General features: G+C 64.6%; 23 protein-coding genes. 14 read left to right on the forward strand and 9 right to left on the reverse strand.

Going from position 1 to position 24,739, the window contains the following annotated elements:
- Window positions 1–5 precede the first annotated feature (5 nt).
- The 3 genes from cyoB to cyoD are packed head-to-tail and all read left to right on the forward strand — an operon-like array spanning window position 6 to window position 2,980.
- A complete protein-coding gene (gene cyoB / locus C7402_RS13415; RefSeq protein ID WP_112177070.1) occupies window positions 6–2,039 on the forward strand; it encodes a cytochrome o ubiquinol oxidase subunit I in 2,034 nt (677 codons plus the stop codon).
- The gene (gene cyoC, locus C7402_RS13420; RefSeq protein WP_112177069.1) at window positions 2,039–2,650 is read left to right on the forward strand and encodes a cytochrome o ubiquinol oxidase subunit III; all 612 of its coding nucleotides are present in this window, start codon (window positions 2,039–2,041) and stop codon (window positions 2,648–2,650) included. Before cyoB ends, cyoC begins: the two co-directional genes overlap by 1 nt.
- Window positions 2,651–2,980: a cytochrome o ubiquinol oxidase subunit IV gene (cyoD, locus tag C7402_RS13425; RefSeq protein WP_112177068.1), complete on the forward strand. Its 330-nt coding sequence runs from the start codon at window positions 2,651–2,653 to the stop codon at window positions 2,978–2,980. It abuts the gene before it with no gap.
- Window positions 2,981–3,071: 91 nt separating this feature from the next.
- Here cyoD and C7402_RS13430 read toward each other — a convergent pair whose 3' ends face one another.
- Entirely contained in the window at window positions 3,072–3,722 is a 651-nt protein-coding gene (locus tag C7402_RS13430) for an SGNH/GDSL hydrolase family protein (protein WP_116611013.1), read from the reverse strand.
- A 129-nt stretch (window positions 3,723–3,851) separates the two neighbouring features.
- Here C7402_RS13430 and C7402_RS13435 point away from each other — a divergent pair, with 129 nt between their 5' ends.
- From C7402_RS13435 to C7402_RS13450, 4 genes are all read left to right on the forward strand, one after another.
- On the forward strand, window positions 3,852–4,454 hold the full coding sequence (locus C7402_RS13435; RefSeq protein WP_116611014.1) for a TetR/AcrR family transcriptional regulator: 603 nt from the start codon (window positions 3,852–3,854) through the stop codon (window positions 4,452–4,454).
- A 157-nt stretch (window positions 4,455–4,611) separates the two neighbouring features.
- Window positions 4,612–5,295 carry a type 1 glutamine amidotransferase domain-containing protein gene (locus C7402_RS13440; RefSeq protein ID WP_116611015.1) on the forward strand — a complete coding sequence of 228 codons (684 nt, stop codon included), beginning with the start codon at window positions 4,612–4,614 and terminating at the stop codon, window positions 5,293–5,295.
- Between the two features lie 208 nt (window positions 5,296–5,503).
- Window positions 5,504–6,601: an NADH:flavin oxidoreductase/NADH oxidase gene (locus C7402_RS13445; protein ID WP_112177064.1), complete on the forward strand. Its 1,098-nt coding sequence runs from the start codon at window positions 5,504–5,506 to the stop codon at window positions 6,599–6,601.
- 52 nt (window positions 6,602–6,653) lie between these two features.
- Entirely contained in the window at window positions 6,654–6,953 is a 300-nt protein-coding gene (locus C7402_RS13450) for a putative quinol monooxygenase (RefSeq protein WP_116611016.1), read from the forward strand.
- Window positions 6,954–7,037: 84 nt separating this feature from the next.
- Here C7402_RS13450 and adhP read toward each other — a convergent pair whose 3' ends face one another.
- Window positions 7,038–8,066, reverse strand: coding sequence for an alcohol dehydrogenase AdhP (adhP, locus tag C7402_RS13455; protein ID WP_112177063.1), 1,029 nt, complete (start codon window positions 8,064–8,066; stop codon window positions 7,038–7,040).
- Window positions 8,067–8,784: 718 nt separating this feature from the next.
- Here adhP and uvrA point away from each other — a divergent pair.
- From uvrA to C7402_RS13470, 3 genes are all read left to right on the forward strand, one after another.
- Window positions 8,785–14,682, forward strand: a complete 5,898-nt coding sequence (gene uvrA, locus C7402_RS13460) for an excinuclease ABC subunit UvrA (protein WP_116611071.1) — start codon at window positions 8,785–8,787, stop codon at window positions 14,680–14,682.
- Between the two features lie 307 nt (window positions 14,683–14,989).
- Window positions 14,990–15,220: an H-NS family nucleoid-associated regulatory protein gene (locus tag C7402_RS13465; RefSeq protein WP_112177056.1), complete on the forward strand. Its 231-nt coding sequence runs from the start codon at window positions 14,990–14,992 to the stop codon at window positions 15,218–15,220.
- 321 nt (window positions 15,221–15,541) lie between these two features.
- Complete coding sequence (locus tag C7402_RS13470) at window positions 15,542–16,120, forward strand: NnrU family protein (RefSeq protein WP_112177055.1); 579 nt, start codon at window positions 15,542–15,544, stop codon at window positions 16,118–16,120.
- Between the two features lie 190 nt (window positions 16,121–16,310).
- Here the strand turns inward: C7402_RS13470 and pcaG are convergent, their stop codons facing one another.
- Complete coding sequence (pcaG, locus tag C7402_RS13475; RefSeq protein ID WP_116611017.1) at window positions 16,311–16,898, reverse strand: protocatechuate 3,4-dioxygenase subunit alpha; 588 nt, start codon at window positions 16,896–16,898, stop codon at window positions 16,311–16,313.
- Window positions 16,899–16,901: 3 nt separating this feature from the next.
- Complete coding sequence (gene pcaH / locus C7402_RS13480; RefSeq protein WP_112177053.1) at window positions 16,902–17,606, reverse strand: protocatechuate 3,4-dioxygenase subunit beta; 705 nt, start codon at window positions 17,604–17,606, stop codon at window positions 16,902–16,904.
- Window positions 17,607–17,749: 143 nt separating this feature from the next.
- Between pcaH and pcaQ the strand changes: the two genes are divergently transcribed.
- Window positions 17,750–18,760, forward strand: a complete 1,011-nt coding sequence (gene pcaQ / locus C7402_RS13485; RefSeq protein WP_116611018.1) for a pca operon transcription factor PcaQ — start codon at window positions 17,750–17,752, stop codon at window positions 18,758–18,760.
- 22 nt (window positions 18,761–18,782) lie between these two features.
- Here the strand turns inward: pcaQ and C7402_RS13490 are convergent, their stop codons facing one another.
- On the reverse strand, window positions 18,783–19,448 hold the full coding sequence (locus C7402_RS13490; RefSeq protein ID WP_116611019.1) for a helix-turn-helix domain-containing protein: 666 nt from the start codon (window positions 19,446–19,448) through the stop codon (window positions 18,783–18,785).
- Window positions 19,449–19,790: 342 nt separating this feature from the next.
- Here C7402_RS13490 and C7402_RS13495 point away from each other — a divergent pair, with 342 nt between their 5' ends.
- Both C7402_RS13495 and C7402_RS13500 read left to right on the forward strand, forming a co-directional pair.
- Window positions 19,791–19,994, forward strand: coding sequence for a DUF6900 domain-containing protein (locus C7402_RS13495; RefSeq protein WP_112177050.1), 204 nt, complete (start codon window positions 19,791–19,793; stop codon window positions 19,992–19,994).
- A gap of 397 nt (window positions 19,995–20,391) precedes the next feature.
- Complete coding sequence (locus C7402_RS13500) at window positions 20,392–20,916, forward strand: hypothetical protein (protein WP_133254488.1); 525 nt, start codon at window positions 20,392–20,394, stop codon at window positions 20,914–20,916.
- Window positions 20,917–21,045: 129 nt separating this feature from the next.
- Here the strand turns inward: C7402_RS13500 and C7402_RS13505 are convergent, their stop codons facing one another.
- The 4 genes from C7402_RS13505 to C7402_RS46285 form a co-directional block, all read right to left on the reverse strand.
- Window positions 21,046–21,552 (reverse strand): metal-dependent hydrolase, encoded by a 507-nt coding sequence (locus tag C7402_RS13505; protein WP_112177080.1) that lies wholly within the window; start codon window positions 21,550–21,552, stop codon window positions 21,046–21,048.
- A 134-nt stretch (window positions 21,553–21,686) separates the two neighbouring features.
- Window positions 21,687–22,094, reverse strand: a complete 408-nt coding sequence (locus C7402_RS13510) for a sugar ABC transporter ATPase (RefSeq protein ID WP_244314836.1) — start codon at window positions 22,092–22,094, stop codon at window positions 21,687–21,689.
- 239 nt (window positions 22,095–22,333) lie between these two features.
- Complete coding sequence (locus tag C7402_RS13515; RefSeq protein WP_112177047.1) at window positions 22,334–23,500, reverse strand: porin; 1,167 nt, start codon at window positions 23,498–23,500, stop codon at window positions 22,334–22,336.
- A 410-nt stretch (window positions 23,501–23,910) separates the two neighbouring features.
- Window positions 23,911–24,273 carry a hypothetical protein gene (locus tag C7402_RS46285; RefSeq protein WP_133254489.1) on the reverse strand — a complete coding sequence of 121 codons (363 nt, stop codon included), beginning with the start codon at window positions 24,271–24,273 and terminating at the stop codon, window positions 23,911–23,913.
- Here C7402_RS46285 and C7402_RS13520 point away from each other — a divergent pair.
- Window positions 24,193–24,720: a hypothetical protein gene (locus C7402_RS13520; protein WP_181565787.1), complete on the forward strand. Its 528-nt coding sequence runs from the start codon at window positions 24,193–24,195 to the stop codon at window positions 24,718–24,720. The two genes, C7402_RS46285 and C7402_RS13520, sit on opposite strands and share 81 nt — an antisense overlap.
- Window positions 24,721–24,739: the final 19 nt, after the last annotated feature.

Here is a 24,739-nt window from a genome sequence, read left to right on the forward strand (position 1 = left end):
CAAGCATGTTCGGAAAACTTACACTGGACGCCATTCCGTATCACGAGCCGATTATTCTCGGCACGATGATCGGCATGGCAGTCATCGGGGCATTGGTCCTCGGTGCAGTCACTTACCTCGGTAAGTGGAAATATCTGTGGACGGAGTGGCTGACGAGCGTCGACCACAAGCGTCTGGGCGTGATGTACATCATCCTCGCCCTCATCATGCTGCTGCGCGGCTTCGCCGACGCCATCATGATGCGTACCCAGCTCGCGCTCGCGTACAACGCACCGGGCTATCTCCCGCCGCATCACTACGACCAGATCTTCACGGCGCACGGCGTGATCATGATCTTCTTCATGGCCATGGCCTTCATGGTCGGCCTGATGAACATCATCGTGCCGTTGCAGATCGGCGCACGTGACGTCGCGTTCCCGTTCCTGAACTCGCTGTCGTTCTGGATGACCGCGGTCGGCGCCATCCTGCTGATGATCTCGCTCGTCGTGGGTGAGTTCGCGATGACGGGCTGGCTCGCGTATCCGCCGCTTTCGGAGCTTGCGTACAGTCCGGGGGTAGGGGTCGATTACTACCTGTGGGCGCTCCAGATCTCCGGTGTCGGCACGCTGCTGACCGGCGTGAACTTCTTCGTCACCATCATCAAGATGCGTGCCCCCGGCATGACGATGATGAAGATCCCGGTCTTCACGTGGACGGCGCTGTGCACGAACGTGCTGATCATGGCCGCGTTCCCGATCCTGACCGTGACGCTCGCGCTGCTCGGCCTCGACCGCTACATCGGCACGCACTTCTTCACGAATGACGGCGGCGGCAACGCCATGCTGTACCTGAACCTGATCTGGGCCTGGGGTCACCCCGAGGTGTACATCCTGATCCTGCCGGCGTTCGGTATTTTCTCGGAAGTCGTCGCGACCTACGCGAAGAAGCCGCTGTTCGGCTACAAGACCATGGTCTACGCGACCTGCTCGATCATGGTGCTCTCGTTCCTCGTGTGGCTGCACCACTTCTTCACGATGGGTTCGGGTGCGAACGTCAACGCGTTCTTCGGCATCATGACGATGATCATCGCGATCCCGACGGGCGTGAAGATCTTCAACTGGCTGTTCACGATCTACCGCGGCCGCCTCGAGTTCACCTCGCCGGTGCTCTGGACGATCGGCTTCATGGTCACCTTCACCATCGGCGGCATGACCGGCGTGATGATGGCGATCCCGGGCGCGGACTTCGTGCTGCACAACTCGCTGTTCCTGATTGCTCACTTCCACAACGTGATCATCGGCGGCGTGCTGTTCGGCTACCTCGCCGGCTTCAACTACTGGTTCCCGAAGGCGTTCGGCTTCAAGCTCAACGAAAAGCTCGGCAAGCGTGCGTTCTGGTTCTGGCTCTCGGGCTTCTATGTCGCCTTCACGCCGCTGTACGTGCTGGGCTTCATGGGCGCAACGCGCCGTCTGAACCACTACGACAATCCGGCATGGCATCCGTGGATGATCATCGCGTGGGTTGGCGCCGTGCTCGTGGCGATCGGCATCGCGCACCAACTGCTGCAACTGTATGTCTCGATCCGCGACCGCAACCTGCCGGAAAACCGCGACCTGACGGGCGATCCGTGGGGTGGCCGTACGCTGGAATGGTCGATGTCGTCGCCGCCGCCGTCGTATAACTTCGCGATCATTCCGCACGTGAGCGAACTCGACGAGTTTGCGCACCTGAAGGAAACCGGCCGCGAAACCGTGGACGTCGCGAACACGAAGTACACCGACATCCACATGCCCTCGAACACGAGCGCTGGTGTGTTCATCGGTTTCTTCAGCCTGGTGCTCGGCTTCGCTGGCATCTGGCACATCTGGTGGCTCATGATCGTTGGCTTCGTCGGTATTCTCGGCACGGCCATCGCCTACAGCTTCCAGAAGAACGAGGGTTACTACATCCCGGCCGCCAAGGTCCGGGCAGACGAAGAAGCGCGCAGCCGCGCACTGGTCAAGGCGTTTGAAGACAAGCAACGCCGTGGCAAGGTTGAAGCAGCCCTGGAGGCCAACTGATGTTGACGAAAACAAGTGCGGCCGCACTCGCGGAGCACGATCACCACGATCACCCGCCGTCACACTCGGTGTTCGGCTTCTGGCTGTACCTGATGACGGACTGTATTCTGTTCGGCTCGCTGTTCGCAGTGTTCGCCGTCATGCAGAACCAGTTCGCAGGCGGCCCGACGGGCAAGGACCTGTTCGACATCAATGGCGTCGCGATGGAAACGGCAGTGCTGCTGCTGTCGTCTATCACGTACGGCTTCGCGATGATCGGCGCGCACAAGCAGCGCAAGGGTCAAGTGCTGTTCTGGCTGGCGATCACCTTCCTGCTGGGCGCGACGTTCCTGTACTTCGAACTCCATGAGTTCGCGAACATGATCGCCGAGGGCAACGGCCCGCAACGCAGCGCGTTCCTGTCGTCGTTCTTCACGCTGGTTGCCACCCACGGTATCCACGTGACGATGGGCATGATCTGGATGATCGTCCTGATGGTTCAGGCCGTGAAGGCGCCGACGCTGGGCGAGCGCGAAATCCGCCGCCTGACGTGCCTGAGCCTTTTCTGGCACTTTCTGGACATCGTCTGGATCTGCGTGTTCTCCTTTGTTTATCTTGCGAGCGTGATCTAAATGAGTGCTCATTCCATCCATGAAGAAGAAAGCCATGGCAGCGTAGGCAGCTACGTGGCCGGTTTCGTCCTGGCGGTGGTGCTCACGGCCGCTTCGTTCTGGCTCGTGCTGCACGGCGGCTTCCCGCGCGAAACCGCGCTGCTCGGCCTCGCCGCGCTGGCCGTGGTGCAGATCGTGGTTCACCTCGTGTTCTTCCTGCACATGAACACGTCGTCGGGTCAGCGCTGGAACGTGACCGCGTTTGGCTTCACCGTATTGACCGTGTTGATTGTCGTGGTCGGTACGCTGTGGGTCATGCACAACGTCAGCATGAACATGATGTCGCGTTAAGCGCATCGCGCCGCTAACGGCAACGTTTCGGCAAACGCCGCCGCGCCTTCGGGCCGGCGGCGTTTTTCTTTTTGCGGCTCAGGTTTGCGACTCAGGCGCCAAAGCGTTGGCGCACGACTTCGGCGACGGCCTTGCCGAGCCGATGGTGTTGCGAGGCTTCGTAGTGAATGCCGTCCGTGGGGCTGACCGCGGCGAACTCGCCCGCATCGAGAAACGCCGAGCCGTACTTCACGGCCACGCGCTCATAGAGCGGGGCGAGCAGGCGCGATTTGGCCGCGCCGCCCGCGAAGATATCGCCGAGAAAGCCGATCTCCTCGATCGGCACAGGCGACATCAGCAGCACATGCGGCGTCGAGCCGCCAGGGCCCGCACGGCACGCCACGAGCGTGTCGAGCAGCACGTCCACCGAGTTCGCGATGTCGGTGGGCGTGACGGAAAAGCGCGTCTTGAGGTCGTTGGTGCCGAGCATCAGCACGACCACGTCCACCGGCAACTGGCTTTCGAGGCAAGGGCGCAGATAGGCGTGCCCGTTCTTGTGCCGGCCTTCGATGGGATCGTCGTGAACCGTGGTGCGCGCGGGCAAGCCTTCCTCGATGACGGTCCAGCCCGGCCCGAGATGCTCGCGCAGCACGCCGGGCCAGCGGTCGGCGGGGCCGAATCGCTCGGATACGCCGGGTACGGTCAGCGGCTTCGTGCCGTGCGTATTGGAATCGCCGTAACAGAGCAGGGTGCGTGACGTCATGGTTGCCTCTCTCGAATGGGGTGAGGTTGCGGAGTTGCCGATGTGAAACTCCGGCCGGACTGCAATGCCACTACTCAGCATGGGAGATTACTAGACGACTGGTCTAATCGGTCTGTAACATGCCACCCCATGAATGCAGCGGCCGCCGTCGAAGTACGGCAACACATCCTCGATACCGCCATGCCCATCTTGCTGGGCAAGGGCTTCTCGGCAGTCGGACTCAACGAGATCCTCGCGGCGGCCGGCGTCCCGAAGGGTTCGTTCTATCACTATTTCGGTTCGAAGGAAGCGTTCGGCGAGGCGTTGCTCACATCGTATTTCGCTGAGTACGCGGAGCGCCTCGACGAACTGCTGGTGCGGCAACCGGGCACGGCCGCCGCGAAACTGATGCGCTACTGGGACGAGTGGCGCCAGATCCAGTGCGCCGACGACCCCGTAGGCAAGTGTCTCGCGGTGAAGCTGGGCGCGGAGGTGAGCGACCTTTCCGAGGCGATGCGCGAGGTTCTGCGGCGCGGCACGGACGCGATCATCACGCGCATTGCCGCGTGCATCGAGGAAGGGCGCGCCGACGGTTCGCTCGCGAGCGTGAGCGACGCGGCGACCACGGCGGTGACGCTCTACGAACTGTGGCTGGGCGCCACGCTGCTCGAAAAAATCCATCGTGACCGCAAGCCGCTCGACTCGGCGATGACGACCACGCGAATCTTGTTGAACCTGCCTCCGGGCAACTGATCGAACGCGAAGCAGCAGCGGGAGCGGCCCCGAAGTCTGGCCGCGAGCGCCGCGCATTGTGTGATTCTACTAGACGACCGGTCTAATAGCCGATGCGGCCAGGACCGGTTTTCACGGGGTGCGCGAGCACCCGAACCTCACCGATAAAGGAACGCCGATGAAGGTACTGATCGTTTTGACCTCGCACGAAGACCTCGGCAACACGGGCAAGAAAACGGGCTTCTGGCTGGAGGAGTTCGCCGCGCCGTATTACGCGCTGCGCGACGCCGGCGCGGACCTCACGCTCGCTTCGCCCAAGGGCGGCCAGCCACCGCTCGATCCGAAGAGCAGCGACCCTTCGGCGCAAACCGACGCGACGCGCCGTTTCGCATCCGACAAGGATGCACAGGCGGTGCTTGCCAATACGAAACGTCTTGCCGACATCGACGCGAGCGCGTTCGACGCCGTGTTCTACCCCGGCGGCCACGGCCCGCTGTGGGATCTGGCCGAAGACCCCGTTTCGATCGCGCTGATCGAAAAGACGATTGCGGCGGGCAAGCCCGTAGCTGCCGTTTGCCACGCGCCGGGCGTGCTGCGTCACGTGAAGGGGGCGGACGGCAAGCCGCTCGTGGCGGGCAAGTCGGTCACCGGTTTTTCGAATGACGAAGAAGCGGCCGTGCAGTTGACCGACGTCGTGCCGTTCCTCGTCGAGGACATGTTGAAGGCGAGCGGCGGCCAGTACACCAAGGTCGCCGACTGGCAGCCGCACGTGGTCACCGACGGGCTGCTCATCACCGGGCAGAACCCGGCGTCGTCGGAGCCGGTTGCCGAGGCCCTGCTCGCGGCGCTGCGCCAAGGCTGATCGCGCCGCCGATCCGCACCGCAACGCGGGCAAGCGCGCGTCACGTACGTTTGCCCGCCCGCAGTCCCTATTTCCTTTTCCTTTCGGCAACGCTGCGAGCACCGCTCGCCGCGGCTGCGCGGCTGTGTGTTGCCGCGAGGAAATCCCGTTTTCGCCAACCGGCGCAGGCCGCGCGCAGCGCGACGTGCGCCAGAAAGGAGTGCTGTAGATGTCCGCATTGTTTGAACCGTTCAAGCTCAAGGGCGTGTCCCTGCGCAACCGCATCGCCGTGCCGCCGATGTGCCAGTACATGGCCGTCGACGGCGTGATCAACGACTGGCACCACGTGCACTACGCGCAGATCGCGCGCGGCGGCGCGGGGCTCGTGATCGTCGAGGCCACGGCGGTTTCGCCCGAAGGCCGCATCACGCCCGCTTGCGCGGGGCTGTGGAACGACGCGCAGGCCGAGGCGTTCAAGCCCACCGTCGCCGCGATCAAGGCGGCGGGCGCGGTGCCCGGCATCCAGATTGCGCACGCGGGCCGCAAGGCGAGCGCGAACCGTCCGTGGGAAGGCGACGACCATATTCCCGAAGGCGACGCGCGCGGCTGGCAGACCATCGCGCCCTCGGCGATCGAGTTCGGCGCGCATCTGCCGAAGGTGCCGAAGGCCATGACGCTCGATGACATCGCGCGCGTGCGCGAAGACTTCGTGGCGGCCGCGAAGCGCGCGCTCGACGCGGGCTTCGAATGGCTCGAACTGCATTTTGCGCACGGCTATCTCGGCCAGAGCTTCTTCTCGACGCATTCGAACCAGCGTGACGACGCCTACGGCGGCAGCCTCGAAAACCGCAGCCGTTTCCTGCTGGAAACGCTGGCCGCGGTGCGCAAGGTCTGGCCGGAACACCTGCCGCTGACCGCGCGTTTCGGCGTGATCGAATACGATGGGCGCGACGAGGAAACGCTCGCCGAATCGATCGAACTCGCGAAGGGCTTCAAGCGCGAAGGGCTCGATATGCTGGGCGTGAGCGTGGGTTTCTCGACGCCCACCGCGCAGATTCCGTGGGCGCCCGCGTTCCTTGCGCCGATCGCACAAAAGGTGCGCCGCGCGGCCGGGCTGCCGGTGTCGTCGGCGTGGGGCATCGGCACGCCGGAACTGGCCGAGCGCTCGGTGGCGAAAGAGCAACTCGACCTCGTGATGGTGGGCCGCGCGCACCTCGCGAATCCGCACTGGCCGTACTTCGCGGCCCAGGAACTGGGCGTCGAGCGTGCGGCGTGGACCTTGCCCGCGCCATACGCGCACTGGCTCGAACGCTACAAGGTCGGCTGAAACACGCCGAATGTTGCCGATCGGCAAAACCGCTAACGATGAGGGAATCCCGATGACCGTCTATGTGTTCGCGAGCCTCATGCCCAAGGCCGGGCATGTCGCTGAAGTCGAAGCGCTGATGCGCGAGATGGTTTCGCACACGCGCAAGGAGCCGGGCAATCTGCGCTACGATCTGCTGCGCCGCGCCGATGGCGCACCGGGCTTCCATCTGTACGAAGCCTATGTCGACGAGGCCGCTGTGCAGGCGCATCGCGACAGCGCGCACTTCATTGCGTATCGCGCGAAGATCGGTGCGTGGGTGACCGAGCCGCCAGAAGTGAAGGTGCTCTCTGGCGTGGACGTCGCGGACTGAAACCGCGTTTGCGTGCTGGCCGGCATGTCGGCCGGCGCAGGACGCCGCTTCGCCGCGGCGTCCTGCTTTTACATCGAGTGCCGCTTAGCTCGCGAAATCGAGCACGACGCGGCCTTCAATTGCACCGCGCTCCATGCGCGCGAACACGTCGTTGATGTTCTCCAGCTTGTCGGTGGAAACGGTTGCCTTGACCTTGCCTTCCTGCGCGAAGATCAGCGACTCTTCGAGATCGAGGCGTGTGCCGACGATCGAGCCGCGCACCGTGACGCCGCCCAGCACCATGTCGAAGATCGGCAGCGGGAAGTCGCCGGGCGGCAGGCCGTTGAGCGACACCGTGCCGCCCCGGCGCACCATGCCGAGCGCCTGTGAAAACGCAATGGGCGAAACGGCGGTGACGAGCACGCCATGCGCGCCGCCGATTTCCTTCTTCAGATACGCGGCGGGGTCGGTGGTCTTCGCGTTGACCGTGACGGTCGCGCCGAGCCGCTTCGCGAGTTCCAGTTTCGCATCGTCAACATCGACGGCCGCGACATTGAGCCCCATTGCGCGCGCGTATTGCACGGCCATGTGGCCGAGCCCGCCCACACCGGAAATCACGACCCAGTTGCCGGGGCGCGTGTCGGTGACCTTGAGTCCCTTGTAGACCGTCACGCCGGCGCAAAGCACGGGCGCGATCTCGATGAAATCGACGCCCTTCGGCAACAGGCCCACATAGTTCGCGTCGGCCTTTGCGTATTGCGCGAAGCCGCCGTTGACCGAGTAGCCGGTGTTCTGCTGCTGCTCACAAAGCGTTTCCCAGCCGCCGAGGCAATGCTCGCAATGGCCGCACGCCGAGTAGAGCCACGGAATGCCCACCCGGTCGCCTTCCTTCACGTGCTTGACGCCGGCGCCCACGCCCACCACATACCCCACGCCTTCGTGGCCGGGAATGAACGGCGGCTGCGGCTTGACCGGCCAGTCGCCATGGGCGGCGTGCAGGTCCGTGTGGCAAACGCCGCACGCCTCGATTTTCACGAGCAGTTCGCCCGGACCGGGCGTTGGGACAGCCACCTCCTCGAGAACGAGGGGTTGACCAAACGCGCGGACTACGGCTGCTTGCATCGTCTTGTTCATCGTCGGGCTCCTTGTCGATCCAGAGTCTGCGCTTTCATGCTCGCTCTGGACACATGCATGGTTGAGTGGCGGCGTGCGACCGGATGCGTTGCGCATCGCGGTGTCGCCGTGCGTTCGCGGCTGGCTTTCAAGTGTGAGGGAAACCCGTTTCGCCTGCGATGAGAATGCGCAAATTCTGGTCGCCCTGGCCGGAAAGGTTTCGAACGATCTTCGGGTAAGTTCTGGTGAACACCGGCAAATGAAGAAAGGGCGTTGAGCCCTATCCCTGGCGGAGCCTCGTGCACCGGGGGCGAGACATGTGCGACAGCCGGTCACAGCACGATTGCCGCACAGGTTCTGGGGTTATGACGCTATCGATTCGGCCTCCGAAATAAATGCGCTGCCGACGATTTGGCGCGTGTGCGCTTTGCGCCGGTCAGGCCGCGCGAGGCATATCTGCGAGGGCACGCGGCATCGAGCACGGCGTAGGAGGGCATGTGGCACGCGGCGGCGCGATGAAGCGATCTGGCGCGTAAATCCGTCCGATTTCGTGCCCAATGCGCCGCCAGTCACGCGTCCAGCGGCCTGTATAAATATACAGTAGAATCTGAGGCTGACAGCCAGGGCCGCGCGGCGAACTTCCCGTGCGCCGCGCTGCAAGCTGCCGGGCCGCGCCTATGCCCCCAATTCGCGCGCCGTCCGGCCCCACGCGTGTGATCCATCCGGAATGCCAGCGCAAGTGAGCGATAACCGATCTATCAGAATCCGCGGTGCCCGCCAGCACAACCTCAAGAACCTCGACATCGACCTGCACACCGGCGAAATGACGGTCGTGACCGGGCCTTCGGGCTCGGGCAAGTCGAGCCTCGTATTCGACACGCTGTACGCGGAAGGCCAGCGCCGCTACGTCGAAACCTTCAGCGCCTACGCGCGCCAGTTCCTCGACCGCATGGACCGGCCGCAGGTCGATCGCGTGGACGGCGTGCCGCCCGCCATCGCCATCGACCAGACCAATCCCGTGCGCAGCTCGCGGTCCACGGTCGGCACGATGACCGAGCTGAACGACCATCTGAAGCTGCTCTACGCGCGCGCCGCGAATCTGTTCGACCGCGTGACGGCGCAGCCGGTGCGGCACGACACGCCCGAAACGATTTACGCCGAGTTGATGGCGCGCACGGCCGTGGGCGATCCGCGCCTCGTGGTCACGTTTCCGGTTGAGTTGCCCGACACCACCACCGAGGACGAAGTCACGCAATGGCTTTCGGCGAGCGGCTATACGCGCGTGCAGGCGCAGCGCGAGGTGAAGACCGCCGAAGGCACGCGCAAGCTGCTCGACGTGGTCGCCGACCGCTTCCGCATGCAGAACGTGGAGAAAAGCCGCGCGGTGGAGGCGATCGAAGCGTCGCTCAAGCGTGGCAGCGGGCGCGTGAATGTCTACGTGATGGCCGACAACGATGAACAAGCGCCTGCCGAGCCGCAGATCTGGCGCTTCTCGACCGGCCTGCATTGCCCGGACAGCGATTTGCGCTATGCGGACCCGCAGCCCGCGCTGTTCTCGTTCAATTCGGCCTACGGCGCGTGTGAAGTGTGCCGCGGTTTCGGCCGCGTGATCGGCGTGGACTGGGGGCTCGTGATTCCCGACGAGCGCAAGTCGCTGCGCGGCGGCGCGATCAAGCCGCTGCAAACGCCGGCGTGGAAGGAGTGCCAGGACGACCTGATGCGCTACGCGGCCAAGGCGGGCATTCCGCGCGACACCGCGTGGTCGGAGCTGACTGAGCCGCAACGCGACTGGGTCATCAACGGCGCGCCGGACTGGAAGGGCAGTTGGCAAACGCAGTGGTACGGCGTGAAGCGTTTCTTCCAGTATCTGGAATCGAAAGCGTACAAGATGCACATTCGCGTGCTGCTGTCGAAGTACCGCAGCTACACGCCGTGCGAGACCTGCGGCGGCGCGCGCCTGAAGACCGAAGCCTTGCAGTGGCGTCTCGGCACGCAGCAGAACGCCGACGAAGTGCTCGCGCCTTCGGGGCGCTTCCTGCCGCATGGCGTGGACTGGACGCGCGCGCAGCTCGAAGCGCTGCCGGGCCTCACGGTGCATGACGTCATGCTGCTGCCGATCGAGCGCATCCGCCGTTTCTTCGACAATCTTTCGCTTTCCTCATCATTGCTCGACGACGCGCTCAAGCTGCTGCTCGAAGAAGTGCGCACGCGTCTGAAATACCTGTGCGACGTGGGGCTCGGCTATCTCACGCTCGACCGCCAGAGCCGCACGCTCTCGGGCGGCGAAGTGCAGCGCATCAACCTGACTACGGCGCTCGGCACCTCGCTCACGAAAACGCTGTTCGTGCTGGACGAGCCGAGCATCGGCCTGCATCCGCGCGACCTCAACCGCATTGTCGAGGCGATGCATCGCCTGCGCGACGCCGGTAATACGCTCGTCGTGGTCGAGCACGACCCTTCGGTCATGCTCGCGGCCGACCGTCTCATCGACATGGGCCCTGGCCCCGGCGAGCGCGGCGGCACGATCGTCTACGACGGCACGCCCAACGATATTCGCACCTCGGGCACCTTGACGGGCGAATACCTGGGCGGCCATCGCGCCGTTGCCGACGCTTCGCACTGGGAGCGCCGGCTGGTCGATGCGTCCACGCCGAACCTGCTGCTAGAAGGCGCGAGCGAGCACAACCTGCGCGATGTGACCGTGCAGATTCCGCTCCAGCGCCTCGTGTGCGTGACGGGTGTGTCGGGCTCGGGCAAGTCGACGCTCGTGCAGGACGTGCTGTATCCCGCGCTCGCGCGCCATCTGGGCAAGGCCACGGAAGCGCCGGGCACGTTCCGCAAGCTGAGCGGCGCGGAGCAGATCAGCGACGCCGTGTTCGTCGATCAGTCGCCGATCGGCAAGACGGCGCGCTCGAACCCGGCCAGCTACGTGGGCGCGTTCGACGAGATCCGCAAGCTGTTCGCCAAGGCCACGCTTGCGAAGCAGCGCGGCTACACAGCCGGCATGTTCAGCTTCAACTCGGGCGAAGGGCGCTGCCCGACCTGCGGCGGCTCGGGCTTCGAGCATATCGAAATGCAGTTCCTGAGCGATGTGTATCTGCGCTGCCCCGATTGCGACGGCAGCCGCTATCGCGCGGAAGTGCTGGAGGTGAAGATCGAGCGCGGCGGCCGCACGCTGTCGGTGGCGGACGTGCTCGACCTCACCGTGAGCGAAGCGGTGCAATGTTTCGCTGAGGATGCCGAAGTATTGCGCGTGTTGCAGCCGATCGTGGACGTGGGCCTCGAGTACGTGAAGCTGGGGCAGCCGGTGCCGACGCTGTCGGGCGGCGAGGCGCAGCGCCTCAAGCTCGCGGGCTATCTCGCCGAAACCGCGCAGTCGCGCGGCAAGGAAGGCGGCGGGCGCCTCTTCATGTTCGACGAGCCGACCACGGGTCTGCACTTCGACGACATCGCCAAGCTCATGCGCGCCTTCGGCAAGCTGCTCGCGGGCGGTCATTCGCTGCTCGTGATCGAGCACAATCTCGACGTGATCCGCGCGGCCGACTGGCTGATCGATCTCGGCCCCGAAGGCGGCGATGCGGGCGGCGAAGTGGTGTGCGTCGGCACGCCGGACGACGTGATCGCGTGCCCGCGCTCGCATACGGGCGCGGCGCTTGAACGCTACGAAGCGGCGCTCGGCAGCAGCGCCGAGTTGCTCGCCGAGGAAGAGGGCGTGGCGCTGCAAACCGCGCTGCGCGCGGCTCAGGCGCGCCGCGAAGTGCAAGGGGAAGATGTCGTGCGCATCGTGAACGCGCGCGAGCACAACCTCAAGGCCCTGGACGTCGATATTCCGCACGGCCGCTTCAACGTGATCACCGGTGTGTCGGGTTCGGGTAAATCCACGCTCGCGTTCGACATCCTCTTTCACGAAGGGCAGCGGCGTTACCTCGAATCGCTCAATGCGTATGCGCGTTCGATCGTGCAGCCCGCGGGCCGCCCCGAAGTCGATGCCGTGTACGGCATTCCGCCGACCGTCGCGATCGAGCAGCGTCTTTCGCGCGGCGGGCGCAAGAGCACGGTGGCCACGACCTCGGAGGTGTGGCACTTCCTGCGTCTGCTGTATGTGAAGCTCGGCGTGCAGCACTGCGTGCATGACGGCGCGCCCATTACGTCGCAAAGCGTCGATGCGATCGTCGCGCAGTTGTTGCGCGAGCATCGCGGCCAGCATGTGGGCTTGCTCGCGCCGCTGGTCGTCAATCGCAAGGGTGTGTACACCGATCTCGCGAAGTGGGCGAAGGCGCGCGGCAATACGCATCTGCGCGTGGACGGCGAGTTCGTGCCCGTGGCGCCGTGGCCGAAGCTCGACCGCTTCCGCGAACACACGATCGAGCTGCCCGTGGGCGATCTCGTGATCGAGCCGGAAAACGAGGCGCAATTGCGCGCGATGCTCGACGCGACGCTCGAAGCGGGCAAAGGCGTGGTGCATCTGCTCGCGCCGCTCGACGGCCTCGATCACGCGCTCGGCAACGGCGGCTCGACGTCGCGCATCGGCACGGTCAAGGTGCTTTCCACGCGGCGTGCGTGCCCGGTGTGCGGCACGAGCTATCCCGAACTCGATCCGCGCATGTTCTCGTACAACAGCAAGCATGGCTGGTGCACGACCTGCGTGGGTACGGGCCTCGCGCTCACGCGCGAACAACGCGCGGCCTACGACGACACGATCGTCGCCGAAGACGGCCGCGGCCGCGAGCAAACCTTGCCTTCCGAGGAGCAGGAACCCGAAGGCGTGGTCGACGAGCCGTGCCACGATTGCGGCGGCACGCGACTGAATCCGGTGGCGCGCGCCGTGACGTTCGACGAGCACGCGATCGTCGATGTCGCGCAATGGACGGTGGCGGACACGCGCCGCTGGATCGACACGCTGAAGCTCAATGGCCGCGACGCGCAGATCGCGCGCGACGTGGTGAGCGAAATCCGCAGCCGCCTTCAATTCCTTGAAGAAGTCGGGCTCGGTTATCTGAGCCTCGATCGCGCCGCGCCGAGCCTCTCGGGCGGCGAGGCGCAGCGCATTCGTCTCGCGGCGCAACTGGGCAGCAACTTGCAGGGCGTGTGCTACGTGCTCGACGAGCCGACCATCGGCTTGCATCCGCGCGATAACCAGATCCTGCTCGACGCGTTGCGCAGCCTCGGCGAGAAGGGCAATACGCTCGTCGTGGTGGAGCACGACGAGGACACGATCCGGCGCGCCGATCACATCATCGATATCGGGCCGAGCGCGGGCAAGCGCGGCGGCCGCGTGGTCGCGCAGGGCAGTGTGGCCGATCTCGCGGCGCAGGCCGACTCGATCACGGGCCGCTACCTCGCGCAGCCGATCGTCCACCCGCTGCAACCGCGCCGCGAAGTGCGTCCGGCGCGCGCGGGACGCGAGGCGGTGCCGGGCCAGTGGCTCACCGTGCACGGCGGCAAGCTGCACAACCTGCGCAACGTCACCGCGCAGATTCCGCTCGGGCGCCTCGTGGCGATCACGGGCGTGAGCGGCTCGGGCAAGTCGACGCTCGCGCGCGACGTGCTGCTGTCCAACCTGCTCGACGCGGTGGGGCGCTCGGTGCTGTCGTCGCCTGCCGAGCGCCGCGCGCGCAAGGCCGTGAAGGAGAAAGCGCCGAGCGCGGCGGAGCGCCGTTCGAGCGTGCTCGCGCGCACGAGCGCGAAGCCGAAGCTCGAGGTTTCGCATACGTGGCAGGGCTGCGATTCGATTAGCGGATGGGAAACCATCGACCGCGTGCTCGAAGTCGACCAGACGCCGATCGGAAAAACGCCGCGCTCGTGCCCCGCGACCTATATCGGCGTATGGGACGCGATTCGCCGGCTGTTTGCCGATACGCTTGAGGCGCGCGCACGCGGCTATAGCGCGTCGCGCTTCTCGTTCAATACCGGCGACGGGCGCTGCCCGGCGTGCGAAGGCCAGGGCGTGCGCACCATCGGCATGAGTTTCCTGCCCGACGTGAAAGTGCCGTGCGACGTGTGTCACGGCCAGCGCTTCAACCCGGAAACGCTGGCGGTCACCTGGCGCGGCCGCAATATCGGTGAAGTGCTGACGATGGAGATCGACGAAGCCGTGGAGTTCTTCGCGGCGATCACGAGCATTTCGCATCCGCTGCAACTCATGAAGGACGTGGGCCTCGGCTATCTCACGCTCGGCCAGCCTTCGCCCACGCTCTCGGGCGGCGAGGCGCAGCGCATCAAGCTCGTGACCGAGCTTTCCAAGGTGCGCGACGACGTCACGCGGCGCGGGCAGAAAGCGCCGCACACGCTCTATGTGCTCGACGAACCGACCGTGGGTCTGCACATGGCCGATGTCGCGCGCCTCATCAGCGTGCTGCACCGGCTCGCGGACGCGGGGCATAGCGTCGTCGTAATCGAGCACGATCTCGACGTGATCGCCGAGGCTGACTGGATCATCGACCTCGGGCCGGAAGGCGGCGTGGGCGGCGGCACCATCGTCGCCGCCGCCGACCCCGAAGCGCTCGCGAAGGTGCGCGCGAGCCACACCGGCGCGGCGCTCGCGCCGGTGCTGGCACGCCGTCCAGGCGAGCCGGCGCCGGCGGTTCGGAAGCCGGAAGAAAAGCGGCGCGCAACGGGGTCGGCCGCCGCGCACTGACCGCGCGCAACGGGCCGCAGAGGCCCGTTGCGCCTTGAAACCGCTTGATCTGTGCCGCGCGCGCAAGGTATCATGGGTTCCGCTTGCAGCAAACGTTCGCTCACCTGTAGCGGCGTCACCTGGCGAGCGGAGCAGCGGACTGCCATCCCCTCCGAACCGGTCACGGGTTTCACGCCCGAACCACCTCATCAGTGCAGCAAGGCTTCGCAGTCTGTTAGCGCGAAGCCTTTGTCTTTTCAGGAAAGTCGATTCGATGCTGATCGTTGCATCGGCGTCTTGCCCTTGACGAAGCGAGAGGAATTAATCGATGTTCGACCTCGATGGAGAGGCGCGCGAACGGCTCATCGTGTGGATTCGACGCCGCATGGAAGAGTACGGCATTACGCTCGAAGAGCTTGAAGCGTCCATTGCCGAAAGCGAAAAATTACCGAAGTACCGCGACGCATATGGCAATAGCTGGAATGGCGAGGGTGAAATGCCAGCCTGGCTCTTGCGCTATAAGCATGCGGGACAGGATATCGAGCATTTTCGCTGTTAGCCATGACGGCGCCCGAGTGTGCGTGAAAACGCGCGCCGGCGTTGCCGCCCGGCCGTTCGCGACGCCTGCTGTAATGCCCGCGCAATGCCGCGGTGTAAGGCATTTTTCAGTGTAGTTTTAAAATACCTTTCAGCACGACGTGGTATTAATCGTGCCGACTAATCGCGCGCGCCCGTTTGGTCCGCGGCGATTTACTATTGCGCTTTTGCAGCATTCACATGCGTGTAATTCGTCAGCCTTTTTGAAATCGCCGGTTGGCCGCGCGGCCAGGCTGCGAGACAATCTCGCCCATTCCCATCTTGCTGCGGCAGGGAGGTTGTCATGGCGATACTCGTGCTGGGCCTCGTGATCTTCATCGGCGTGCATTCGATCCGCATCGTGGCCGCCCCGTGGCGCGCCGCGCAGATCGAGCGCTTTGGTCCCCATGCGTGGCGTGGCGCGTTCGCGCTGCTCTCGATCCTCGGCATCGTGCTCACCGTGTACGGCTACGGCCTTTCGCGCCGCTATCCGGTGCCGATCTGGCTGCCGCCTTTCTGGACCGCGCACATCACGGCGCTCCTCACCGCCATTGCCTTCATCCTCATCGTGGCGGCCTACGTGCCGGGCAATCACTTCAAGCGCGCGCTCGGCCAGCCGTTCGTGAGCGGCGTGGCGCTGTGGGCGTTCGCGCATCTGCTCGCCAACGGCACGCTCAACGACATCGTTCTCTTCGCGGTATTTCTGGTGTGGGCGCTGTTCGAACTGCGCGGCGAGAACCGTCGCGAGCGCGAAGCCGGGGTCGTCTATCCGCCGGGACAGGTGTCGCGCGACGCGATCGTCGTGGTGGTCGGCCTCGTGGCCTGGGCCGTGTTCGCATTCTGGCTGCACGGCGTGCTGATCGGCGTGCGCCCGTTGGGCTGAAGCTGATGCGCGCGTAGCTGGAACGCGCCGCGTGCCGCAAAAAAGAAGCCTGCGCATGGCAGGCTTCGCAAGGTACAGCTCGGAGTTCCGCGATCAGATCGCAGTGACGCGATGATAGGGCGCGTTCGTTAAACCCGCGTGAAAGCTGCGCGAAAGTCCAGACGGTTTCAACTGCGCGCCCCGCGATCCATCACAGGTCGAAGAACACCGTTTCGCGTTCGCCTTGCATGTGAATGTCGAACGTGTAGACGATGCTGCCGGCTTGTTCGCTACGGCGTGCGATGAGCGTGTCGCGGCGCGCGGCGGGCACCGACGAGAGCACCGGGTCGGCGGCGTTCGCGGCGGCTTCGTCTTCGAAGTAGATGCGCGTGAAGGTGTGCGTGAGCAGTCCGCGCATCAGTACGATCACGTTCACGTGCGGTGCTTCGCCGGCGTTCTCGCTGCCCGGCTTCACGGTGCGCACGATGAAACGCTTCTGCGCATCGGTGCCGGTGCCCACGCGCGCGAAACCGCGGAAGCCGTTTTGCGCGATGTCTGCGCGCGAGGCCGGATAGCGGCCGTCGGCATCCACCTGCGAAAACTCGAGCATCGCGTCGAACACGGCATTGCCGTCGCCGTCGATCACGCGGCCGATCAGCGTGATGTGTTCGCCCGGCGTTTCAGGCCCGACCACGTGGGCGGTAAAGAGGCTCTTGTAGTCGAAGTCGTATTGCTGCGGACACAGGCCGTATGCGAAGTACGGGCCGACGGTTTGCGAGGGCGTTTCCTTGAGTGCCATGGTTCAACGCTCCGTGGGAGTTTGGTTCGGGCCGCGCAGCACGATGTCGAATTCGTAGCCGAGTGCGAAGCCTTCTTCGGTGGTGTCGAGCGAGAAGCGCGAAATCATGCGCTCGCGGGCGTCTTCGGGCGTGCCTTGGTAGATCGGGTCGAACGCGAGCAGCGGGTCGCCGGGGAAATACATTTGCGTGACGAGACGCGAGCCGAAGTAGTCGCCGAACAGCGAGAAGTGGATGTGATTCGGACGCCACGCGTTCGGGTGATTGCCCCAGGGGTAGGCGCCCGGCTTGATGGTCAGGAAGCGATAGCGGCCGTCGTTGTCGGTGATCGCGCGGCCCGCGCCGAGGAAGTTGGGGTCGAGCGGCGCGTCGTGCTGGTCCTGCTTGTGGACGTAGCGGCCGGCGGCGTTGGCCTGCCAGATTTCGACGAGCGTGTTGCGCACGGGCTTGCCGCCTTCGTCGAGCACGCGGCCCGTCACGATGATGCGCTCGCCGAGCGGTGCGCCGTTTTTGGCCGCGTTGCGCGTGAGGTCGTGATCGAGCGCGCCGAGGTCGTCGGTGCCGTATACGGGGGCGTGCTGGTTGCGCAGCTTTTCCTTCAGCGGAATGAGCGGGAGCGTGGGGCCGCGTTTGACCGACGAGCGGTACGGCGGATAAACGTACGCGGGGTGCGAGTCGAAGTCGCGCGGCGACAGGATGGACTCGTCCATGGGGTGTCTCCTGAGTGGATTATTGGGGGAACGCCACGCGCCGCCTTGAGGGGTTGGGGCGACGCGAGCCGATGCAGCCACTTTATCCAATGCGAAAAGTTATGCAAAATGATGTTTTTTCGTATCTCGTATAACGAATCGTTATGCAAAACCGGCTCGCGGACGGACGCGTCAAATTCCGTCATCTCCAGTGCTTTCTGGCTGTGGCGCAGATGGGCAGCGTGCAGCAGGCCGCCGCGAGTCTGTCGATCACGCAGCCCGCCGTCTCGAAGACGATCGCGGAACTGGAACTGGTGCTCGGCGTGAAGCTGTTCGAGCGCGGTCGCCACGGCGCGGTGCCCACGCGCGAAGGGCAGCTTTTCATGCCGCACGCGAGCGCCTGCGTGAGCGCGCTGCGCCAGGGCGTGGCGCTGCTCGCGCGCGACGAAGGCGCCGTGGCCGCGACGATCGATATTGGCGTGCTGCCGACGGTGGCGACGGCCTTGCTGCCGGGGGCGTTGCGCCACTTCGCGGCGGAGTGGCCGCGCGTGAGCGTGCGCCTCGTGACCGGCTCCAACACGGAATTGCTGGAGCGGCTGAAGACCGGCGCGATCAGCTTCGCCGTGGGGCGGGTGGCCGACCCGGAGCGCATGGTCGGCCTGAGTTTCGAGCAGTTGTACAACGAGCCGCTGGCCGTGGTGGTGCGTGCGGGGCATCCGCTCGCCCAAGGCGCGGGCCTGCCCGCGCAGCTCGCGACGTTTCCGCTCGTGCTGCCGCCGTTCGGCACGTTGATTCGCCAGGCGGCGGACAGCCTGCTCGCCGCCTGGGGCGCGCCGACGCTGTCGGCGTTCGTGGAGTTGCTCTCGGTTTCGGTGGGGCGCGCACTGGCGCTCGAGAACGACGCAGTGTGGTTCGTGCCCGCGGGCGCCGTGGAATATGACCTGCGGCGCGGGACGCTCGTGCGGCTGCCGTTGCCTTCCGCGGGCGGCGAGGAGCCGGTGGGCGTGATTCAGCGCACGGATACGCAGCCCACGCCCGCCGGGCGCGCGTTGATCGAGGCTGTGCGGCGCGCGGCGCGCGAACGCGACGTGGTGCCGGAAGGGGCCGCTACGCCGCGCTCGCGGCGCGCCAGAGCGGCTGGCGGCGGCAAGCGCCCGAGCGGCGCACAGAGCTGAGCCGCCGGGCGCGCTCGCGCGTTCAGCGTGCGGGCAGCTTCGCCTTGGCGCGCGGCACTTTGGACACGGGCTTGCCCTCCGGGACGACGCCCGCCAAGCGGGCGCTCGTGGCCATCCACAGCACTTCGGCGTCTTCCTCGCTCGTGGAGATCGCCGCATGGCCCGTGCGGCTGTCGAAGTAGAGGCTGTCGCCGGCTTCGAGGTAGGTGGGCGCGTAGAGCTCCGAATACAGGCACACGCTGCCGCTGATCACGTAGAGAAACTCTTCGCCTTCATGGCGGCCCCAGTCGTCGAAGGCATCCAGCGAGTGCGCGGTGATACGGATGCGAAAGGGCAGCATTGCCTTGTGGGCGAGATCCGTGGCGAGCAGCTCCATCTGATAGCCGCGGTACGCATGGCGCTGGCCCGCGCCGCTGCGCGTGAGCGCGCGGCGCCCGCCTGCGTTGAGCTTGGGCGTGGTGCCGAACAGCTCCGCCAGATCGATTCTCAGGCCGCCGACGATCTTCTGGAGCACGTCGAAGGTGGGCGACATCAGCCCGTTTTCGACTTTCGACAAAGTCGAGCGCGAGACGCCGCACAGGCGGCTGGCCGTATCGAGTGTCAGATCCTGGGCGACGCGCGCGGCGCGCACGCGGCGGCCGAGGTCGGTGGTCGCCGGGCTGGCGGATGGGTTGAGCGTGGTGTCCATGGGCGACGTTGGGAGGCTGACGGCCAGCGCGGGTGGCCCGCGCATGGTGTTTCCGATCATATCAAACGCTTGCCCATGCGAAACCCTGGCCGGATGGCCGGGGCGTTGCGCCGTCACCGGTTCCTGGACGCCTTTGGTGCCAGAGTCGAAAATGGAATGATAATCAATCGATTTAATTTAAAGATATTTAAAGATTGATTCCGACGATTTTACAGATTTTAAACTTTACTCGTCTATTATTTTAGAGTAATTCTTCAAAATGCGTCCATGCGTCGCGCAATTCATAAAGCTTTGACATTTATCATTGAAATCAGATGATATAAAGCAAGCTTGGAGGGAAAAATGCACGACGAACGACTTGAATTACTGCTGCTGATCGCGCGAAGGACGCTCGGCATTGAGAGCTTCGAACTGACGGGCAAGCCCACGGCCGACGCGCACGTGGTGAGCGTCGAGGACCTTGGCCGCGCGCTGGAATCGGCATATGACGCCGGCCTGCTCGTCGGCTACCGGATGGGCCGCGCGGAGTGCGAGCAAGACGCCTGATTACCGTTTGAGGCGATTGGGAGGCGGCGTTCCTTAATCAGGGCGCCGCTTTTTCATTGGGTCTTTATTAAAACGATAAGAAACATATCCGGATTAATTCGGCCGATACTGGCGTGCGCCAGGCATTCTGTTAATTGGCATTTTGCATGGGTGGCGGGCTATTGGGCTTGCTGCCAGGATGCGAGCGTTTGTATCCGGTTTGAATCGGGTTTGCGGCGGTCTTTTGTGTTACAAAGTTCGCGAACATTTCCACGGAGCACGGTGCTACCGGTAAGATGCCGGCGCGGAACGCCGAATCCCGCCCGCGTGGGGTTTGTGTTGCCGACATGGCCGCCCGAGTCCGGGCGCGTCGGTCCGGCCGTTCGCTGTGCGACCAGATTGTGTATGGGATTTCGATATGTTTAAACGGTTGTTGGCGGTGGGCGCGCTGGGCTCGCTGGCGGGGTGTGTCGTTGGGCCGGGTTATGGCTACGCCGACCAGGGTTACGCGACGGCGCCGGTTTATGGCGCGGCGCCCGCATACGGCTATGCGCCGGGGTATGGCTATGGCCAGGTCGATATCGCGGTGGGCAGCCAGCGCGACGGCCGCGATTATCACGGCTATCACGACGGCCCCCCGCGCGGCGACTGGCACGGCTCGCGCGACGACGCGCGCGCCGCACAGCAGCGAGGCTACGACGGCCGCCGCCCGCAACCTGGCCAGACGACGGCCGCGAACGGCGGGCGCGATCCGAACGGGCGCGGCGGCTATCCGGGTGCCAATCAAGGCACAAATCCAGGCGCCAATCCGGGTGCGGGCGGCGGACCGGGGCAGCAGGGCCGGCAGGGCGGAGGAGGCCACCAGGAAGGCGGCGGTTCGAACGGAAGATCGAACTGGCAGGGCAACGGAAACGGCAACGCGAACGGCAACGCCCGTTGGTGAGGTGTCGGCGAGCGTCGTTGGCGCTCGCCTGAACCCCGCGGCTTTCGTGATGAGCGCGAGCCGCGCTGATCAACGGCAATCGCCGCAACTCAGGCGTCGCGGTATCGATTACCTGGGATACCTGACGAACTAAACAAATCGACTCAGCGGTCCGAGCGACCACTCACGCGGCACGCCGTGCACGGCGAAAAACCAGGCCGCCACCCAGGACGCGGCGACGACAACCAGATCGCATCGGCCACTGCGCCACCAGTTCAGCGAATGTCGTTGCAGGATCCACGGTACGCCAAGCGGGTTGGGCCAGTCGGCTAGCAGGTGAATCACACCGCCGCATGCAAAGCCGAACGCCGGCGCGGCAATCGCCAGATGCCCGAGCTTGTGATAAGACCACACGAGCAACGCAATCCAGCCGATGCCCCAGTGCGTGATGGTTCGATGCGTGACCCAGAGGCGCCGCTTCTTGCGCCACCATGCGACTTCGAGCCAGTCGGGCGCCGATCCGCCCGCGACGCCGGCCACGAAGGCCAGCGCGGCGTAGAGGTGCCATGGGCTGTCCGCGCCCTGATGCGTGACGATTGCGGCGGCGATGACGCCGGCGGCCCAACCGGTGGCGTGATGTGCGGTGCCTGATGCCATGAAGCGGAGTGATGCGAAGTCGAAGGGGCGCAATCTTCGCAGATGTGTCGCCTTTATGACAGGGGGCGGCACACGGTTTATCGTGCGGCGTGCGCAGCCTCGAACGCGCTGCCGCCCGTCATGAGGTCGGCGTCTCAGGTCGTGCAGCGCGCGACGTCGAAGCGCAACTCTTCTTCAGGCGGATCGTTCGATGCCGAAGCGCCATGCGTCACGCGTATCACGGAGCCGTGGCCATTCGGCGTGAGCGTGACGAGGTAGGACGCGTCCGAACGCGAGCCCACACTCAGCTCCGTTGCGTTGCCGTCGCGCGAGGTGTGCACGTGCGGCAGGCGGTCTTCGAGACAGTTCGCGACCGAGGACGTCGAACGTGCTGACGACGCGTAGATCATCGGCTCGCCATTGTCGGCGGAGCTGGAAGGCGGCGTCGATCCGCAAGCGGCGACGAGTGCGAGCGCAGTGGCGGCGAGGAGACGTTGCGTGAGCGTTTTCATAGGCGGCGTGGCATGAGCGATGCAGCGGAATGTGCCAATGAGTATACGCACGCCGATCTCAATCGAGCCCCTCGCAGACGTAAAAAGATGCAACAGCGAGTACCCGCTGCACGCTACGTTGTCCGCCTCGCGCGCCGCATCGAATGTTGCCGTTACGAAAACAGAAAAGAAGCGCACACGCGCTCGTGGCACGTGTGCGCTGTCCCGTTTTCGCAAATTCGTAAAGGAAAGGCAAAGGAAAGATAAAGGCCGCGCGGCGGATCGCGCCGCGCGCCTGCCAGGCCGATCGATCAGAAGCGGTGACGCAGACCGATCGTTGCGGCGACCTGGTTGTTCGTCGAGGAGGGCGAGAGCGTGTTGATCGCCGCGACATTCGAGATGCCCGAACCGTCGGCGTTGTAGCCGAGGTTGCCCGAAGCGTGCTGATAGACGCCGGCGAGATAGACGTCCGTGCGCTTGCTGAACGAGTAGTCGGTGCCGAGCACCACGGTGTGCCACTTCGGGCTGTTGTTGCCGTTGCCGGTGCCCGTGACGGTGCCGTCGGTGAACGTGTAGGAGCCGACGAATGCGAGTGCCGGCGTCAGATGGTAGGCGCCGTTGATCTCATAGTTGTCCAGATGCAGGTTGAGTCCCGAAAGGCCGGGCAGCGGAACACTGCCGCCGCTCGACAGGCTCTGCATGCCGTCGATTTGCGAGTGCGTCCACACGAAGCCCACCTGCGCCGGGCCATAGGTGTAGTTCACGCCCGCGCCGAACGAGCGCTGCATGCGTGCCGAGATGTTCTCGTCGGCCGAAGCGGCGCTGTTGGCCGCGCCAAGGCCGCCGGAATTGTTCAGTTGCGTATAGGCGGCGGCGAAGTTCAGCGGGCCGGTGGCGTAGGACGCGCCCACGCTCCATGCGCGGCCGTTCGCGAAGCCGTTGGCGTCGTTGCTGAAGCCGTACAGGCCGCCGAACTGGAAGCCCGCGTAGTTCGCGCTCGCGTACTTCACCGAGTTCTTGATCGAGTAGCTCTGGGCGAGGTTGTCGTTATCGAACGGGTGGCCCGCGAGATTGTTGCCGAAGCCCGCGCCGGCCTCCGCGAGCGGCGAGAGATAATCGACCATGGAGTCGTACTGCCGGCCGAGAGTGAGCGTGCCGTACTGGTCGCTCTTCAGGCCGACGTAGGCCTGGCGGTTGAAGCCGTTGTCGCCGTTCTTGTAGCCGCCGTTATTGATGTTGAAACCGCTTTCCAGAGTGAAGATCGCTTTCAGCCCGCCGCCCAGGTCTTCGGCGCCGCGCAGGCCGAAATAGTTGTTCGACAGGGCGCCGCTGCCCTGCGCCCACAGGCTGTGGCCGCCCGCGTTATTGGCGTAGACGATGCCGGCGTCGAGCGAGCCATACAGTGTGACGGTGCTTTGCGCATGGGCGCTCATTGCAAATGCACTTAGGACACCTGCAAGAATGAGGGTTTTTTTCATGCTTTTCTCCGGTCAGTACCTGGGTATTTCACGGCCGAATTCGGAAAATCGGTTTCGTGTTCGAGTGATTCGCTACGCAGTCTAAGCCTGTGAATTCGACTCTTGACGTTAATTACCGCAACAATGTCTATATCTCATTTCAGTATCAGCACTAATTCTCGTAACATGATGCATATAAAGGGATTTTTCTTGTGATTAACGACTGCGACAAAATGTGCGTTCTTAAAAATCCGTTGTACGCTTGCGACGGTGCGACAAAGCCGCGCGGGGCGGGCCATAGCGCGGTTTCGCGTCGTTTTCAAGTTCGATTCTGGTAATTTTCTGGAAGGTACTGTTCCAGATTAAGCGCTGAACACCGATGCGGTGTGGCGATACAATTTGCACAGCCCTCGACCAAGGGTGGTCTTTTTTCATCTGTTTTTACGCGGCTCTCGGGCCGCGTTTTTTTTTGCTCCCCAGAAAATCGCTTCAATTAATCGCATATTGCGGAATGGTGCGTTGCAAAATTCGCAATGATTAAGCCGTGACGCGAATATGAGTCGGGTATTGCGCCGGAATGAAAATTCCACGGCGCGATAATCGGCATCGAGGGCGCGTGCGGGCGCAATGTCCGGTGCGCGGCGCGATGGGGGTAAAATCTTGCCCTTGCCCGGCAACGGGCAGGCCTCGCAGAACCCGATGAAAAACCCGCCATGACCGATTCCTCGCCCGCTGTCGATCCCGATTTCCCTGCCGATGACCCCGCCGCCGAAGCCGAAGCCGAGGTGATCCAAGAGCCGCGCCTGTGGCGCAAGGACGGCTGGACGGCGCGCGTGATCAAGAACGAGGACGACGACGGCTGGGCCGTCGAAATGATCAAGGACGGCGAGCCGGAGCCCGCGCTCGTGGGCCCCTGGACCATGGGCCGCGACAAGAAGAATCCCAAGCCGCTCGACACGGGCGCGTTCAATACGCTCGTCAAGACCGCCTCGGAGGTGCTGCGCCGGCACGAGCAGCAACTGCGCGCGCTGCTGCACAAGCGCGTGAGCGTGCAGACCGGGGAGGGCGACGTGGACGTGACGCTCGACATCGTCCCCGACGAGTACGAACCTTATGCACTGCTCGGCGCATTCGACGTGTTCGGCGAGAAACTGGCCGAGGCGCGCGTCGCGCCGAACTTCAAGCTCACGAAGGCGCGCGCCGAAGCCTGGGCCGAGGGCGGCTTCGGGCGCATCGAATAACGACGAGTAGCGTCAACGA

The organism is Paraburkholderia unamae, assembly GCF_003096875.1.
GTDB lineage: Bacteria > Pseudomonadota > Gammaproteobacteria > Burkholderiales > Burkholderiaceae > Paraburkholderia > Paraburkholderia unamae.

Bases quoted from the DNA above. Each gene is read 5' to 3' on its own strand.
- cyoB (WP_112177070.1), top strand. From the start codon at position 6: ATGTTCGGAAAACTTACACTGGACGCCATTCCGTATCACGAGCCGATT.
- cyoC (WP_112177069.1), top strand. From the start codon at position 2,039: ATGTTGACGAAAACAAGTGCGGCCGCACTCGCGGAGCACGATCACCAC.
- cyoD (WP_112177068.1), top strand. From the start codon at position 2,651: ATGAGTGCTCATTCCATCCATGAAGAAGAAAGCCATGGCAGCGTAGGC.
- C7402_RS13430 (WP_116611013.1), bottom strand. From the start codon at position 3,722: ATGACGTCACGCACCCTGCTCTGTTACGGCGATTCCAATACGCACGGC.
- C7402_RS13435 (WP_116611014.1), top strand. From the start codon at position 3,852: ATGAATGCAGCGGCCGCCGTCGAAGTACGGCAACACATCCTCGATACC.
- C7402_RS13440 (WP_116611015.1), top strand. From the start codon at position 4,612: ATGAAGGTACTGATCGTTTTGACCTCGCACGAAGACCTCGGCAACACG.
- C7402_RS13445 (WP_112177064.1), top strand. From the start codon at position 5,504: ATGTCCGCATTGTTTGAACCGTTCAAGCTCAAGGGCGTGTCCCTGCGC.
- C7402_RS13450 (WP_116611016.1), top strand. From the start codon at position 6,654: ATGACCGTCTATGTGTTCGCGAGCCTCATGCCCAAGGCCGGGCATGTC.
- adhP (WP_112177063.1), bottom strand. From the start codon at position 8,066: ATGAACAAGACGATGCAAGCAGCCGTAGTCCGCGCGTTTGGTCAACCC.
- C7402_RS13465 (WP_112177056.1), top strand. From the start codon at position 14,990: ATGTTCGACCTCGATGGAGAGGCGCGCGAACGGCTCATCGTGTGGATT.
- C7402_RS13470 (WP_112177055.1), top strand. From the start codon at position 15,542: ATGGCGATACTCGTGCTGGGCCTCGTGATCTTCATCGGCGTGCATTCG.
- pcaG (WP_116611017.1), bottom strand. From the start codon at position 16,898: ATGGCACTCAAGGAAACGCCCTCGCAAACCGTCGGCCCGTACTTCGCA.
- pcaH (WP_112177053.1), bottom strand. From the start codon at position 17,606: ATGGACGAGTCCATCCTGTCGCCGCGCGACTTCGACTCGCACCCCGCG.
- pcaQ (WP_116611018.1), top strand. From the start codon at position 17,750: ATGCAAAACCGGCTCGCGGACGGACGCGTCAAATTCCGTCATCTCCAG.
- C7402_RS13490 (WP_116611019.1), bottom strand. From the start codon at position 19,448: ATGGACACCACGCTCAACCCATCCGCCAGCCCGGCGACCACCGACCTC.
- C7402_RS13495 (WP_112177050.1), top strand. From the start codon at position 19,791: ATGCACGACGAACGACTTGAATTACTGCTGCTGATCGCGCGAAGGACG.
- C7402_RS13500 (WP_133254488.1), top strand. From the start codon at position 20,392: ATGTTTAAACGGTTGTTGGCGGTGGGCGCGCTGGGCTCGCTGGCGGGG.
- C7402_RS13505 (WP_112177080.1), bottom strand. From the start codon at position 21,552: ATGGCATCAGGCACCGCACATCACGCCACCGGTTGGGCCGCCGGCGTC.
- C7402_RS13515 (WP_112177047.1), bottom strand. From the start codon at position 23,500: ATGAAAAAAACCCTCATTCTTGCAGGTGTCCTAAGTGCATTTGCAATG.
- C7402_RS13520 (WP_181565787.1), top strand. From the start codon at position 24,193: ATGACCGATTCCTCGCCCGCTGTCGATCCCGATTTCCCTGCCGATGAC.